Annotated in this window: 17 protein-coding genes; 8 read left to right on the top strand and 9 right to left on the bottom strand. The window is 45.5% G+C overall.

The window, feature by feature from the left end:
• The first annotated feature begins 2 nt into the window (after positions 1 to 2).
• From E2R66_RS10470 to E2R66_RS10475, 3 genes are all read left to right on the top strand, one after another.
• A complete protein-coding gene (locus E2R66_RS10470) occupies positions 3 to 1,334 on the top strand; it encodes a TldD/PmbA family protein (protein ID WP_133229099.1) in 1,332 nt (443 codons plus the stop codon).
• Positions 1,335 to 1,542: 208 nt separating this feature from the next.
• Positions 1,543 to 1,671 carry a hypothetical protein gene (locus E2R66_RS29110; RefSeq protein WP_262710296.1) on the top strand — a complete coding sequence of 43 codons (129 nt, stop codon included), beginning with the start codon at positions 1,543 to 1,545 and terminating at the stop codon, positions 1,669 to 1,671.
• Positions 1,672 to 1,775: 104 nt separating this feature from the next.
• Positions 1,776 to 2,777 carry a phosphotransferase gene (locus tag E2R66_RS10475; RefSeq protein WP_133229097.1) on the top strand — a complete coding sequence of 334 codons (1,002 nt, stop codon included), beginning with the start codon at positions 1,776 to 1,778 and terminating at the stop codon, positions 2,775 to 2,777.
• Here the strand turns inward: E2R66_RS10475 and E2R66_RS10480 are convergent.
• On the bottom strand, positions 2,763 to 3,584 hold the full coding sequence (locus E2R66_RS10480; RefSeq protein WP_133229095.1) for a hypothetical protein: 822 nt from the start codon (positions 3,582 to 3,584) through the stop codon (positions 2,763 to 2,765). The genes E2R66_RS10475 and E2R66_RS10480 overlap by 15 nt on opposite strands.
• Before the next feature lie 63 nt (positions 3,585 to 3,647).
• On the opposite strand from E2R66_RS10480, the gene E2R66_RS10485 reads away from it, so the two are divergent.
• The gene (locus tag E2R66_RS10485; RefSeq protein WP_133229093.1) at positions 3,648 to 4,499 is read left to right on the top strand and encodes an NAD(P)-dependent oxidoreductase; all 852 of its coding nucleotides are present in this window, start codon (positions 3,648 to 3,650) and stop codon (positions 4,497 to 4,499) included.
• 128 nt (positions 4,500 to 4,627) lie between these two features.
• Here the strand turns inward: E2R66_RS10485 and E2R66_RS28310 are convergent, their stop codons facing one another.
• The 3 genes from E2R66_RS28310 to E2R66_RS10495 all read right to left on the bottom strand — a co-directional run bounded on the left by E2R66_RS28310 (position 4,628) and on the right by E2R66_RS10495 (position 6,473).
• The gene (locus tag E2R66_RS28310; protein ID WP_158288372.1) at positions 4,628 to 4,783 is read right to left on the bottom strand and encodes a hypothetical protein; all 156 of its coding nucleotides are present in this window, start codon (positions 4,781 to 4,783) and stop codon (positions 4,628 to 4,630) included.
• Between the two features lie 6 nt (positions 4,784 to 4,789).
• Positions 4,790 to 5,617, bottom strand: a complete 828-nt coding sequence (locus E2R66_RS10490; protein ID WP_133229091.1) for a hypothetical protein — start codon at positions 5,615 to 5,617, stop codon at positions 4,790 to 4,792.
• A gap of 76 nt (positions 5,618 to 5,693) precedes the next feature.
• The gene (locus E2R66_RS10495) at positions 5,694 to 6,473 is read right to left on the bottom strand and encodes an NUDIX hydrolase (protein ID WP_133229089.1); all 780 of its coding nucleotides are present in this window, start codon (positions 6,471 to 6,473) and stop codon (positions 5,694 to 5,696) included.
• Between the two features lie 181 nt (positions 6,474 to 6,654).
• Between E2R66_RS10495 and E2R66_RS10500 the strand changes: the two genes are divergently transcribed.
• The 3 genes from E2R66_RS10500 to efp all read left to right on the top strand — a co-directional run bounded on the left by E2R66_RS10500 (position 6,655) and on the right by efp (position 8,630).
• Positions 6,655 to 7,512: a ThuA domain-containing protein gene (locus E2R66_RS10500; RefSeq protein ID WP_133229087.1), complete on the top strand. Its 858-nt coding sequence runs from the start codon at positions 6,655 to 6,657 to the stop codon at positions 7,510 to 7,512.
• A gap of 34 nt (positions 7,513 to 7,546) precedes the next feature.
• Complete coding sequence (locus E2R66_RS10505; protein WP_133229085.1) at positions 7,547 to 7,924, top strand: hypothetical protein; 378 nt, start codon at positions 7,547 to 7,549, stop codon at positions 7,922 to 7,924.
• Positions 7,925 to 8,069: 145 nt separating this feature from the next.
• Positions 8,070 to 8,630, top strand: a complete 561-nt coding sequence (efp, locus tag E2R66_RS10510) for an elongation factor P (protein WP_133229083.1) — start codon at positions 8,070 to 8,072, stop codon at positions 8,628 to 8,630.
• Positions 8,631 to 8,749: 119 nt separating this feature from the next.
• Here the strand turns inward: efp and E2R66_RS10515 are convergent, their stop codons facing one another.
• The 4 genes from E2R66_RS10515 to E2R66_RS10530 all read right to left on the bottom strand — a co-directional run bounded on the left by E2R66_RS10515 (position 8,750) and on the right by E2R66_RS10530 (position 11,116).
• Positions 8,750 to 9,013 (bottom strand): hypothetical protein, encoded by a 264-nt coding sequence (locus tag E2R66_RS10515; RefSeq protein WP_133229081.1) that lies wholly within the window; start codon positions 9,011 to 9,013, stop codon positions 8,750 to 8,752.
• A gap of 62 nt (positions 9,014 to 9,075) precedes the next feature.
• Positions 9,076 to 9,693, bottom strand: a complete 618-nt coding sequence (locus E2R66_RS10520; protein WP_133229079.1) for a hypothetical protein — start codon at positions 9,691 to 9,693, stop codon at positions 9,076 to 9,078.
• Positions 9,690 to 10,172 carry an RNA polymerase sigma factor gene (locus E2R66_RS10525; RefSeq protein ID WP_158288373.1) on the bottom strand — a complete coding sequence of 161 codons (483 nt, stop codon included), beginning with the start codon at positions 10,170 to 10,172 and terminating at the stop codon, positions 9,690 to 9,692. The genes E2R66_RS10520 and E2R66_RS10525 overlap by 4 nt, the downstream gene beginning before the upstream one ends.
• A gap of 2 nt (positions 10,173 to 10,174) precedes the next feature.
• A complete protein-coding gene (locus E2R66_RS10530; protein ID WP_133229075.1) occupies positions 10,175 to 11,116 on the bottom strand; it encodes a TraB/GumN family protein in 942 nt (313 codons plus the stop codon).
• Positions 11,117 to 11,593: 477 nt separating this feature from the next.
• On the opposite strand from E2R66_RS10530, the gene E2R66_RS10535 reads away from it, so the two are divergent.
• A complete protein-coding gene (locus tag E2R66_RS10535; RefSeq protein WP_158288374.1) occupies positions 11,594 to 12,808 on the top strand; it encodes a sensor histidine kinase in 1,215 nt (404 codons plus the stop codon).
• A gap of 61 nt (positions 12,809 to 12,869) precedes the next feature.
• On the opposite strand, the gene E2R66_RS10540 is transcribed toward E2R66_RS10535, so the two are convergent.
• Complete coding sequence (locus E2R66_RS10540; RefSeq protein WP_133229071.1) at positions 12,870 to 14,513, bottom strand: alpha-L-rhamnosidase-related protein; 1,644 nt, start codon at positions 14,511 to 14,513, stop codon at positions 12,870 to 12,872.
• Positions 14,514 to 14,549: the final 36 nt, after the last annotated feature.

Raw genomic sequence — 14,549 nt, forward strand, 5'->3', positions numbered from 1 at the left:
ACATGGCTATATATACAAAAGAACAGGCACAGGCCTTACTAAAAAAGGTGCTGAGCTATTCCAAAGCCGATGAGTGCGAAGCAAGCCTCGGCGGGGGCGACGAGGGCAACGTGCGCTATGCATTAAACGCGGTTTCTACCGCAGGCGATGTAAGCAGCATTGGCCTTTCGGTAACATCGGTTTATGGTAAAAAGGCCGGCTCGGCCTCTATCAACGAGTTTGACGATGCTGCGTTAGAAAGAGTAGTGCGTCGCTCAGAAGAGCTGGCGCAGTTGGCGCCTGAGAATCCGGAATATATGCCTATGCTGGGCCAATCAGAATTTAAAGAATCGATAACCTATAATGCCAATACAGCGGCCATGACACCCGATAGCAGGGCCGAAATGGTAGGTAAAAGTTTGGCTATTGCCAAAGAGGCCAAATTAAGCGCGGCCGGGTTTTTAGATAATTCAACCAATTTCAGCGCGGTGATGAATTCCAAGGGCTTATTTGCCTATAACAAAAGTACCGATGTGTATTTTTCGGTAACTACACGTAACGATGCCGGTACAGCATCTGGCTATGCTGCCCGCGGCTTTACCGATGTGAGCAAACTGGATACCGCTTCCGCAACGCGTGTGGCTACCATGAAAGCCAACGCCTCGATAGGCGCGAGGGCCATGGAGCCGGGCAAATACACCGTGATACTGGAGCCGGTTGCCGCAACTTATATGCTGGAGAACATGTTCCGCTTTGATGCCCGCAGTGCCGAAGAGGGCCGTAGCTTCTTGAGCAAAAAAGGCGGTGGTACCCGCCTGGGTGAGCAACTGATGGACACGAAAGTAAACATCTATTCGGACCCCTTTAACCCCGACCTGCCCGGCGCAACGTGGGGCGGCGACGGCCTTCCGCGTGAGAAAACCATGTGGATTGATAAAGGTGTGGTGAAAAATCTTTCTTACTCCCGCTATTGGGCGCAGAAGAAAGGCGTTGCTCCCGTGCCCGGCCCAAGCAATATCATTATGGATGGCGGCGATGCCACCCTCGAAGAACTGATCAAAAGCACCGAGCGTGGGATATTGGTTTCGCGATTGTGGTATATACGCATGGTAGATCCGCAATCGTTGCTGTTGACCGGCCTTACCCGCGATGGTACGTTCTACATTGAAAACGGCAAGATAAAATTCCCGGTGAAGAACTTCCGTTTCAACGAGAGCCCCGTAATCATGCTGAACAACCTGGAAGCCCTGGGCAAGCAAGAACGGAGCATCAGCGTAGAAAGCTACCGCAGTTACCTTATCCCGCCGTTGAAGGTGAGAGACTTTACGTTTAGTTCGTTATCGGACGCGGTGTAAAAAAACACAATACCACCGCGTCTTTGCGAGGCACGAAGCAATCTCCCGGTAAGCAGAGCCGAGTGCATATCCGCTTGTCCTGCGTAGAGATTGCTTCGTTCCTCGCAATGACGGGATTGCTAATCTTATCTCAATACACCCACATCCCCGAAAGGGGATGTTTTGTTTTAAAGCTTTGCTTACCTGTTTTAAGGCTAGAATATTACCCATGAGAACTCCACGGCAAAATACCAATCGCCCGGCAACGCCCTCAACGAGTACCGGCCAGGTAGTGGTATTCAGCAAGAAAGACTGGAAGGATTATGCCCGAGCAGGTGAAGATTTGACAACTTTTTAAATTTGTGAAATCTAAATGCTAACAATAGTTTAACGCTATTGCCATAAGTAATAGCGTTTTTTGTTTCTTTGCACCCCCCCCCCAAAAAAAAAAAATTTTGTTTTATGCGTCCTTTCCCGTCAATCAGTTCTATCCTCTCGGCAAGCCATTTGGCAATATTCTTAAAGGACAAGTACAGCCTGTCGGCAAACACAAGCTGCAAATTGTTAAAAACGGGTATCAACCATAGTTACCTGGTAACAGACGGCGCCGACAAATTTGTTTTTAGGGTGTATAGCCTGAATTGGCGCAGCGAGACTAAAATTAACGAGGAGATACGCTTATTAAACCTGCTGAAAGAGGGCGGCGTTTCAGTTTCTTATCCGTTGACGGATGCCTCGGGCGAGTACCTGCAGCAGCTGGATGCGCCGGAAGGCATGCGTTTCGGGTTGATGTTTTCTTTTGCCGAAGGCGAAAAGTTCCTGAATTTATCCGAAGAGCAGCATTACCGCATTGGGGAAACCATGGCGCGCATCCATCGCTTAACGGAGGGCTTGCAACTTCAGCGGGTTCAGTACTCGCCTAAGGTTATCCTGCAGGACCCATTTATATACCTCAATAATTTCCTCCCTGTCCAAGCTGATGAAATGGACTGGATGCTATCGGCACAAAAATACCTGTTGAGCGAACTGGCTAATGCAGATGATAAGCAGATGCGCAAAGGCGTGGTGCATCTGGATATCTGGTTCGATAACATGAATATCACCAAGGATAGCGTGGTAACCATCTTCGACTTCGACTTCTGCGGCAACGGTTGGCTGGCTTATGACCTTGCTTATAATATATTGCAGATACACAGCACCGAGAAGGACCCCGCCGAACGCGAACTGAAAAAGAAGAGTTTTTTGGATGGTTACGAATCGGTTGTAAAAATAAGCGACGAAGAAAAGCGATTGCTGCCCGCTTTGGGCGTAAGCCTCTACTTTTTTTACCTGGGCATACAGTGCCAACGTTTTGATAACTGGAGCAACGTGTTCCTCAACGAAACCTACCTCAAACGTTTCATTAGTCTGCTGGTAAAAAAATATTTCGAGGAAAATGTACACGCCGGGCTATTGCCGGGTTAGCGTGTATTTCAGCTTGCCCAAAACTATCAGGGTGGCCTTAGTGTTAGGTTTTGCTTCGTAAAGCTTTAGGGTATTGTCTTCGAAAACATAATGATAAACCGCGCTTTTGCTGCTGAACTCATCGAAGGTGATGAGGTCCATATTCTTAAGCGGGCCGGGTTTAAGGTCGTTCTCGATAAAATATTTCCGGAATCCCGCCAGGCCGGTCACCGTGCCGTCGGGTGTAAAAATAACTTTGCTGGTTTTTCCCGTTACGCCCTTAACGGCATAACTGCCCGCTATAAGGGCTTTATTAATGACGTAATTGATGCCGTCGCTAACGTTTTTGTTAGCGTCAACATTAGCTATTTTATGGTATGGCGTAGTAAATAATTGCTTGTTGTAAACCTGATAAAGCAGCAATGCTGTATCGCCATTGGCAACGGAATAGCCCAGCTCATCGTCACCAAATTGTAGCGTGCCGGGCCTTTTGCCGTGTTTTAACCTAATCGCTACGCTGCCGGGGTTTTGGTTATCCCAACCTACGGTTACCATCAGGCTATCACCCGTTATTGTCGCGGTATCTATCTGCATGCCGGTTATTCCAGCTACCAAATCTACCGATGCTAATACAGATTTGGTTCTCCTTATCTTTTCTATATAATCGCTTTTTACCCAAACGCCCTGGTAAACAGGCAAAAGATTTGTTCTTTGTTTAGCAGGTTTTGGTTTAGCAGCGGTAAGGGTATCGGTGTGTTTTTTTGTGGGGTTGCTTGTGCAGGATAAGAGAACAATGATGGGGGCAAGCAAAAAAAATAGCTTCTTCATTTCGGGGTTTTTCTCGTCACTAAAATACATAATAATATGGGCCGATAATCAGATATTTGTTTTATGGATAAAAGCAGGATAGGATGGATAGGCTTGGGGCTGATGGGTACGCCCATGGCTCAGCAATTGATAAAAGCAGGTTACCCTGTTACCGTTTATAACCGCAATAAAGATAAGGAAGCCACCTTGAAAGCGGAGGGTGCGGGGACCGCCCCAACACCAGCCGAATTGATCGCTCAATCAGCTATTATCATCATTATGGTAACGGATGATAAGGCCATCAAGGATATTTTCCACGGCGATAAAGGTCTGCTGGATGCAGGAGCTACGGGTAAGGTCATCATTAATATGAGCACCGTATCGCCGGCCATCAGCAGGGAAATTGCAGGGCTTTGCGCTGCGCAGGGTAATGCCTACTTAGATGCGCCGGTATCAGGCAGTGTAAAACAAGCCGAGACCGCCCAACTGGTTATTATGGCTGGTGGCGATGCCGCCACGTTTGAGCAAGTAAAACCCGTATTAGAGGTTTTGGGCAAGAGCGCTACCCTTATTGGCGATGTAGGCGCGGGGAACGTGGCTAAACTGGCTATCAATACCCTGCTCGCCATACATGCGCAGGGCCTGGCCGAAGCCGTAGTTCTGTCCAAGCAAAACGGCATCGCTCCAGAAACCTTATTGAATCTGCTGAATAACGGCGCGCTGGCCAACCCTTTCATGAAAATAAAAGGCGATGCCATTATTAACGATAACTACAAGGCGGCATTCTCGCTCAATAACATCGTTAAGGACCTTAAGCTGGCTCAAGACATCGGATTGTCGTCGCCACTGGGCGAGGCTGCGTTAAAAACTTACGAGGCAGCACAGGCAGCATTTGGTGAGCAGGATTTGATTGCGGTGATAAAACAGATCGAATAGTTTAAATCAGGATTGACAGAATCTCAGGATTTACCGAATAAAAACATGCGGTGAAACACGAAGGGATTTATTTTTGAGATAAACAGGATTTAATTACAATGTTGCTTCGAAAATAAGTTCGATGGATTTTATCTCTGGAACTTATTTTTAATATGTTCCAAAGATGCGTATTTCATTTCCCCTCTTTCTTCCTCATCAAGCATTTTGTCCATCATTAGCTTGTATTCGTCTGAAAGTTGGGGATAAGCATCGTGCTCAGGTGCCGACTTTTTGTTTCTATCCATCTTTTCTTATTTCTGCTTTACCAACGTGTATCTCAACTTATCCAAAACCAATAGTGTAGAATCTTCATTGGGCCGGGTATCGTAAAGTTTTAAGGTGTCGCCGATAAATTTAAAAGAATACGATGTGCTTGCTTTGTAATCGAAACTTATCTCATCCAAATTATCCATCACGTCGGAGTTGAGGTCGATATTAACATGATACTGTTTAAAAGCGAAAAACCCCGACAAAGTACCATTAGTGCGAAAAATAACGGTTGACGTTGTGCCCGTAGTGTCTTTGAAGCTGTAGGAGCCGGCAATTAGCCCTTTATTTATCGTTTGGAATGTTCCTTGTGCAAAGCCTTCGGCTGATTTAATTGCTACTTTTCTATAACGGGTTGCAATGATGTTTTTATTATCATCCGGCCAGTATGTGGTTAAAATGGTATCGCCGTTTTGTATAGAATAACCAAGATCGCCCGGACCAAGTTGTATGGTGGATTTTTTTTTGCCCGGCTTAAATTTAAGTATGAGATCTCCTCCTTCATGATTGCTCCAGCCGCCTTCTGCAATAATGCTATCTCCAGCAATTTTACCGGTACTGATATTCATGGCTGTTAATCCGGTCGCTAAATCGGCAGCTGCCAAAGGCGATTTGGTAGCTATCACTTTATCCACATAATCGCTTTTTACCCAAACGCCTTGAATAATGGGCTTGAATTCTGCTATAAGTGCTTTAGTGCTGTGGGTTTTTGGTGCCGCTGTAACGGAGTCTTTTTCGGGCTGTGTTTTGTTGCTTTTGCATGCAAATAAAAACACAGGGAGCAGAAGCAGGTATATTGATTTCTTCATCATGGTGCGGATAAGGCTGTGCTAAAGTTAAAAAAACAGCCATGAAATCCGCAAGCTTCCAGCAAATTAATTGGACATACTACACCAACACCAACCCGTCTTCCAAAGCCTTTTCATACGTATCCTCGTTGAATTTATAATATGTGGGCGAGCGGTGGCCGCCTATGCTGCGCTTTTCATCCAGTTTGGTGAGCAGGCCCAGGGCTATCAGCTTGTTGGGGAAATTAGTAGGGTTAAGCGTTTTGCCCGAGAGTACCTCGTAAAGCGTTTTGATTTCCTTAAGCGTAAATTTGGGCTGAAGCAGGTTTTTGCCTATGGGGAAGTGGTAAAGGTCTATCCGCATGCGGGATAGCGCCTCAGTCACGATCTCTTCATGGTCGAAACCCAGCTCGGGCAGGGCATCAACCGGGAACCAGCGGCAAGCCTCCGAAAAAAAGTCGGCTTTTGGGCTGGCGTTTACAATATCGGTAATGGCGTAAAAACCTATAGTTACCGTTTCGCCGGCGAGCCAGCTGCTTTCATCTATCCTGAAACCGATTATTTGTTCGAAGGCTTCCTCGTCAAACACATCCAGCGTAGAGTTGCGGCCCACATCGCCAAAGGCTTTCACCTGTTTCAGGAACAATTTTTCCAGCCCGGTGCGCTCGGCCGTTATGCGCGATGCAGCATCATCCAAACTTTCGGTTTTCTTGATAAAGCCACCCGGCAGGTACCATTTGCGTATCAGCTTGTTTTTTACCAATAGTACTTTAAGCTCACCATTGTGGTAGCCGAAAATGGCACAATCGATGCTGATATTAGGACGATACTCCAGGTACCCTTTCTCAAAAAAATCGCGTGCTTCCTGTAAGTTCTCCATCGGTACAAAAATGCCAAAAAAATTATTTCTTAAATTTTAATAAATACAAATAAAATTCCCCTACCTTCATTTATTAAAAATGAATAAATGAAGTTGCCAATTATAATTATTTTTAGATGATTAAATCGCTATTGCGATAAACCGGCCTTGCGCCCGGCTATTAAACCGATATGAGTAATACATGAAGAAAGCTTTAAAAATAGCGCTGCGGTCGGCTTTGGCCATCGTAATCTTGGCGGTAGGTGCCATCATGCTGTTTGCCTACAAGGTAACCCATGGTTTCCCGGTATCTTACGAAACGGAGGTGCCGGTAATCACATTCCCAACGAATCAGAAGGCAGCGCTGCTGTTTTCTAAATCTACTGGCTACCGTCACGGTGAGTCGATAGAAGCGGGCAAGAAAGCTTTTGACTCCCTTGCTAAAAAGAACAACTGGTTTTTATACAGTACCGATGATGGCGGGGTGTTTAACGCTGCGCAGTTGGCCAAATTTGATATCGTTATCTTTAACAACTGCACAGGTCGGCTATTGAATGATGAGCAGCAAAAAGCCTTGCAGGCTTATGTTAGCGGCGGCGGTAGCTGGCTGGGCATACATGGCGCGGGCGATAACTCGCACCAATGGCCCTGGTACGCAGAGAACCTGATAGGGGCAAGCTTCTCGCATCATCCGATAGAAAAACATTTGCAGCAGGCAACAGTTACGCTAAACCCGGTAACTGATAGTTTAGTAGTAAAGGGTTTGCCCAAAACCTGGCAGCATCCCGATGAATGGTACGTATTCTTTGATAACCCGCGCACGCACGGTGCACATGTTATTTACGCGATAGATGGCCAAAAGATAAATCCCAACGGTAATATACTGTTCGTAAAAGACAAAGACTTCGGCATGGGCAAAGACCATCCGGTGGCCTGGTACCGGGAGGTAGGTAAAGGCCGAGCGTATTATACATCTATAGGACACGATGCGAGCGCCTGGGCGCAACCGACTTTCCTAACGCTGCTGGAGAATGAACTAAAACGCAGCGGTACCAAATAAGCACCAATTTTAAAACCATAATTAAAAAAAAAACATGAAAAAGTTCAACTTACTGCTGGCCGGTTTACTGACTTTCTTATTCATCTCGGTAAAAGCGCAGGCACAAACTACGCCCCCGGCTTATTTTGCAGGCAAATGGGATATTTTGATAAAAGGCACGCCCAATGGCGACGTACATATGTTTTTCACCATAACCGAAAAAGACGGTGCCTTTACCGGCACCATGGAAAACCCCGAAACCAAGAAAGATGAGCCGGTAACCAAGGTGGATAAGAACGAAAAAGGCATAGCAATATTCTTTACCACCCAAGGCTACGATGTAAACATCACCCTGGAGAAAAAGGACGACGACCACGTTACCGGCAGTTTGCTGGGCATGTTTGAGTGCACCGGCGAACGGGTGAAACAATAAACCAAAAGCTTTTACTTTAACTGATCTGATAACCGTACGCGGCATTGCTGTGTGCGGTTATTTTTTAATGCGCTGCCAACAGTTTTTATGATAGCGTTTTATATAATTAATTTATCTTCGCGCACAAATTTACGATCGAATTTACATGGCAAAGGCATCTGAAGTTAAAGTAGGGAATATATTACGCTACAACGGCGAACTGGTAATTGTTACCGAGGTTTTACACCGCACACCCGGCAAAGGTGGCGCGTTTTATCTGGATAAGTTCCGCAATATTAAAACCGGCAGGGCGGTAGAAGCTCGCCTGGGTACCGACGAGCAGGTAGAGATATGCCGCGTAGAAACCAACGATTTTCAATACCTGTACGAGGAAGGCGATTATATGGTTGTAATGGATAACACCACCTACGATCAGCATAGCATCCCAAAAACCCTGTTCGGCCCGGCGGTTAAATTCCTTAAAGAGGGTATGAATGTAATTGTATCCTTCGAGAGCGAGGAGCCCATTATGGCAACTGCCCCTAACCACGTGGAGCTGGAAATAACTTACACAGAGCCTGCTGTTAAAGGCGATACCTCATCTGGCGCCATGAAAAACGCCACCACCGAGAACGGTGTGGAGATTAAAGTGCCTCTGTTTGTAAACCAGGGCGATAAAATAAAAGTAGATACCCGCACCGGCGAATACGTTGAGCGTGTAAAATAGCAAACTGTTGCAACGCATTTAAAACGGGTAGCCCGGCCATTGCGCCGGGCTACCCGTTTTGCTTTTATTTAAAAACTTTCACGCGGTACCTGCCGCGCTTATCTACGCTTTTTGATCTGCTACTTTAGTTTGATGTAAGCCTCTAAGGCAATTAAGGCCAGTACAATCGATAAGTGTACAATAAGCCATGTCTGCTGGTAAAAAGGCCTTTGTGGAAAAGGCTGCTTCAAATCAAAGGGGTCAAATATCAAACCAAGGCCTAAGAACACTGCGGCTTGTGAAAAATCGCGCAAAATTAAAAAGACTATCCCTATCAGGGTTGCTACAATATAACATGGGCGGTTGATATTGAAAGCACGTGAAGTTGTTTGATCGGTTTCCATTGTTGTAATAGTTTTTAAACAATTAGTATCGGTACGCTAATTAAAATTACGGGGTATATCAATTATTTTTCTGTTTCCAATTCCTCAATGTATTGCTGCAGGGCATTCAGGTGATTGCCAAAACTTATTTTAAACATCCACTTGGTAAGCAGGTGACACAGGGGTACCAGTATGGCAATTACCACTAAAAATATGATCCAAATCAGCGGTTTGTTCATAAAAAGTGCCACCGACTTGCCAGATCCTACAGCGCCGCCAAGCATAAAGCCACCGGCTGCACTTATAGGGTAAACAAACAATGCCACCCGCGACTGCTGTTTCATCCAGGAAACGATGGATGAATGCTGGTGTTTCAATTCTTGCAGCAGAGAGCTGTCGGCTAAAATGCCGGTGTGCATCTTTCGGTACTTGATAAAAGCAGTAATTAATGCCCATAATGAAAAGACAAGCACTAATCCCAGGCAGAGCCTAACCTCTATATAATTAAAGCGGATAAGTACGATTACATATAGGCAGCAAATCAACACTCCCCATATCATATTAATAAGGAGGTTTTGTTTTATTTTCACAAGCGGGTTTTGAGATCGTATTTTGGGAATGCGGGATTCATCGATCATAGACGACAGGTCTTGATCGATATTGCTTTCCAGTTGTTTCCAGTTTCTATTGTCGGCGTTCATAGTTGTTTCTTTAATAATTTAGATAACTGTTCTTTACTGCGGTAAAGTTTTACTGCTACCAGGTTGCTGCTAATACCCATTATCCCTGCAATCTCGGCGTTATCATAGCCATCCAGGTGTAAGGATACAATTGCGCGGTCTATTTCTTTTAATGATCTTATTGCTTGTCGTAATTGCATCGCATCATCATTTGGTGCGGCATTTCCATCGGCAATCCGGGCAAATTCGTCTAATGATTCTTTGTATTCTACCCGCATTGCTTTACGTTTTTGCGCAAATATGGTATTGAGGCAAATACGGTAAAGCCAAGTGCTGAATTTAGCTTCGCCCCTATAAGAGGGCCAGCCTTTCCAGGTATTCAGTAATATCTCCTGGTACAGGTCTTTTTTCTCTTCGGCATCTGCTGCGTAAATGCCCACCAGTTTATAAATGATACCCTGGTTTTGCTTTATTTGTTGTAAAAACTCTTTTTCGCTCACGGTTAAAGTTTTAAAGGGGTAAGGGTAAAGCCTTTTGCACGCAGCAACGCTACTAATCCGTATTCGCCGGCCAGGTGTAAGGCACCTACCCCTATAAACTGCCTGTCCTTTCGCAGCAGGGCTGGCAAGCTATCCATCCATTTTAAATTTCTATCCTTTAACAAGTAATCTGCTTCGCCGGATAGGGTTAGGCTTTTTTGGTAAAGTGTATTCAACTGCGCCAGGTCGTTATTTAGCCAACCGGCCATCATCTGGTCGCCTATGGCAATCATTTCGCTCTTATTCTTCAGAAAGTATTGTAATTCCTTAATCTGCTGATCTTCGCTGGTGTGGTTGAAAAGCATGTCCATTTGCCCTTCAATGGTTTCGAGTGGGGTTAAAGTTTTATGGTTGCTTTTGCCAAAATCGGTAAAATAAATATCCAAAGGCTGGCCGGTGTATTTGTCAAGCATTGCTTTGTTGTTTTTGATCAGGTACACCATTGATAGGGTTAGTGTGATGTTTGCAGGTTTAAATTGATCCAGCTGGGCCAGCCCTATGCCAAGGCTTTGCTTTAGCTCCGTTTCCAGGCTGTCTGTTAATGATTTATTCAGCATACCGGTTAGTGTCTTGCCCTTTAACATGCCCATTGTTTGTGCCAGCTGTATTTTAGAGGAGTCGAGCACTATTTCGGTAATAACGCCATGGCTTTTTTGCAAGGCCTTCTGTACGTTGGGCAAATTTTTCATATAGCTGCTCTTAATAAGGTGGTAGGTGCCGAAAAGATAGGAGGTGTCTTTTGAACCTGGCCTTGTTACCGCATAAAAAACACCCGGTTTGCTGGTGTTGCCTGCTGACTGTGCATGAACAAATGGAATGCTATTTATCAGGAAAAATAATGCAATAATGGCTTTTACAATTTTGCTGTATGGCGTTGCAAAACGCAGTTTGGTTTTTGGTGTCATGATTATTTTTTTTTAAGATTACTAATTACCACAGTGTGCACCTGTTACCAATTAGTAGCAGTAAACGATTCTTAAATTACAGCATAACCTAAATTTATAAATTGATGCCGATAGGCGAATTTATCAGCTAGTGGCGATTGGATGCTATGTATCTAATTTTCAAATATATAGCAAATAATGGCTTATTGTATCGCATTAATTTTGTAGGTTTAGAAAAGATGTAAAAACCAATACTGAGATTTATTGTTTAAACGGTGTTTTTACAAGATGGGTGGTGGCTTATTCGTGTTTTTGCCGATACTTCATTTGTTTTTCCTGCCTGTTTACCTATGCGTGCGATAGGGCCGTAACACCATAGCCGGCTGCTTAGCCGGGAGCTGGGCTCTGTTTATTGTTTTTTTATTTGATACGCGTGAGTTACAAGTTAGATGAGGAATTTAATCTTAAATAATGGAAAGTAGCAAGAGCTTGACGCACATGCCTGCAAAATGCGGTACTTTATGCGGCAACAAAAATGTTTCGTCGCATCCAATAAATCAAAGCCTGTTAAGCCAGGTGAAACACTTTTTTTCGGAGCTATTCCATACATCCGATTGGCCCGCCAGGTGGTACTGCGGAAATTGGGACCAGTTCCACGGTTGGTTGTATATCCTTTCTGATGCCGCTATCTGGCTTGCCTATTTCGCTATCCCTATACTGTTATTCCGCATCATCAGCAAACGGAAGGATATTCCATTTCCAAAAATCCTTTGGCTTTTTATCGCATTTATACTGCTGTGTGGGTCTACCCATTTACTGGATGCTATCATTTTTTGGTGGCCGGCTTACCGGTTAAGCGCACTGATAAGGTTTATGACCGCTATCGTATCGCTATTCACCGTGTACGCGCTTTATAGGCTTTTACCGATGATCTATCACTTACGAACGCTTGACCAGTTAGAAGCGGAAATAATTGAACGAAAAAAAGCAGAGGAGGAGCTGAGGCTGCAACAAGTATCGATTAAAGCTACAGAGGAGTTGATGGCCAAAAAGGATGAATTTATGAGCATAGCCAGCCACGAGCTAAAGACACCCATAACTACCGTTAAAGCATCTTTGCAGGTTTTAGAAAAAATGGTTTCCCAAAACGATGACCTAAAGGGTATTGCACCCTTTGTTCAGCGTTCATCCAAACAGGTAAACAAATTAACAAACCTGATTGATGAATTGCTGGATGTGACAAGGATACAGGCCGGAAGACTTGAATTGAAAAGGAGCGAATTTAACCTGATGGAACTAGTGACCGAGTGCGTTGAACAATGCAGACTGGCGGACGGGAAACATAGTATTGGTATCCGGGGAGATGAATCCCTCCTGCTTTTTGCAGATCATGACCGGATTGAACAGGTTTTAAGCAATTTTTTGACGAATGCATTTAAATATTCCCCGGAGGGTAGCGCGGTTGAAGTTCATATTGAACGCTTAGACGATAGCCGGGTGAGTTTGAGCGTTACAGACGAGGGGATAGGTATACCCGAAGCTAACATAGGCCACGTTTTCGACCGGTTCTTCAGAGTAGAGAAAACCTCGCAGAATTACTCCGGGATGGGACTCGGCCTATATATCTCGTCGCAAATAATACAAGGGCATCATGGTGAAATTGGTGTCAGAAACAATCCATTAAAGGGAGTAACTTTTTGGTTTGCTATTTGATTTTAGCCGGGCACCGTGGACATATCCCGTTTAGTATTGCCTTTCCAAGCTTACGATAGCCTTAATCTTGCTTTTGGAATATTTCGGGGTACTTCCTGATGAAATATACCGGCGTGCAGCTCCATGCGTGGCAATAGCTATTAATGGGGAAGAAGCCGTATGGCGATAGGTATTGATTATTGGGATCGTAAACTTCCCAAAACGTATCCGCGCCTTTTTTCACCATCCCGCCCCAGTAATTCAGCACGGTTGCTTTTGCTTCGGCATTTAACCCAGCGTTGATGAGCGCGTGCACATAGTAGTGGTACAGGTATGGTGCGCCGGGGTATAAAGCATCCTTGCGTTTGGCTACATTTAGCAATACCTGCTTGCTCTCCTTATCACTCAGTACGCCCGAAAGTACCAGCCATATCTGCGAGGCGTAAGAAACCTGTCGTGCTTTGCCGCTGTAAACTAGTCCGCTTTTGGCATCATATAAATTGCTCTGGGCAGCGGCACTCATCTTTTTGATTAGCGAGGGTACATCGGCCAGTTCCTGTTCTTTATGCAAGGCTTTGGCCAGGCTGTAGGTTTGTTTGAGGGTGTAAATGGCCAGTCCCTGTAGCGCGGCTTCACGGTCGAGGCCATCTTTCCAGTCGAAAAACAACCACCATTCTTTGTTGGCGCGTTCGTAATCCATCATGCCGTTGGGCTGTAAATACGTGCGTATGATATCCAGCTGGCGTTTGGCTACGGGCCAAAGGTCGTTTGCGGTTTCGGTATCGTTAGTAGCCGTAAGGTATTCTTTTAGTGCCGAATTATACAGCAGCGCATAATCCATCAGGTACTGGTTGGCCTGCGGGTGCGGCTCGGGTTTTTCGAATACGGTGCCTATCAAATAACCTTTCTCGCCACTGAGGCCGGCCAGCAGGTACAGGCACCGTTTAGTAAGATCGTGGTTTTTGAAGGAGTAGCTGTTGGCCAGCGATTCGAGGTACAGGTCGCCTATCCACAGCCTCCTGTCGCGCTTGGGGCCGTCTTCATACACGGTTTGCATGCACTCTTTCAGCGTTGCCAAACCAATAGAATCTATGGCACGGATGCCCGATGCTGTTGCAGTGCTCAAAGGTGCAGGTATATTGGTAACCGATGTAACCGCCTTGCATTGGATATCGCCTATGGCAAAATCAAAGTTTTGTGAACTGCCTGTCAGTTCGATTTTTATGTAGCGGAAAGCAACCCGACGGGCAATGCTTACGGTGGAGGGGATATCCATTACGGTGGCTACTTCATCCTGCAGCCACGCGCGGCTAAGGCCACCTGTGTAGGGGTCGAAAGGCGTCGCGATTTCTGAAGGCACCTCGCCAAAGGTGAGCTTAAAACGGGCCGGCGCATCGGCCGTGCCGGTAAGCACCTTCAGGCCGAAGCTTACGTACCCGGTAAGGTGCTCGCTAAAATCGAGGATGATTGATTTTTTCTGGCGGAAGGAGCTCGCATAGAAGATATCCAGCGAATCGGTTTTCTTAGCTGCCCATCCCTGGAAGGCTCCTTCATCTTTCACCAATGCCACCGTGCTTACCGGTCGTTTTATCGTCTCATTTAATTGAGGCATCAATTGCTGCGCTTTGGCAAGCCATTGCGCGCGGGTTGCCTGGTAAGGGTCTTGTGCATAACAACAGGTAGTTATACATAACAGCAGTAACGAAAAAAGGCCTGGCTTAATCATTGGTTTGGATTGAGGGGAGCAATATAATGGTTTAGC

It is taken from the genome of Mucilaginibacter psychrotolerans, from assembly GCF_004519315.1.
GTDB classification, from domain to species: Bacteria; Bacteroidota; Bacteroidia; order Sphingobacteriales; family Sphingobacteriaceae; genus Mucilaginibacter; species Mucilaginibacter psychrotolerans.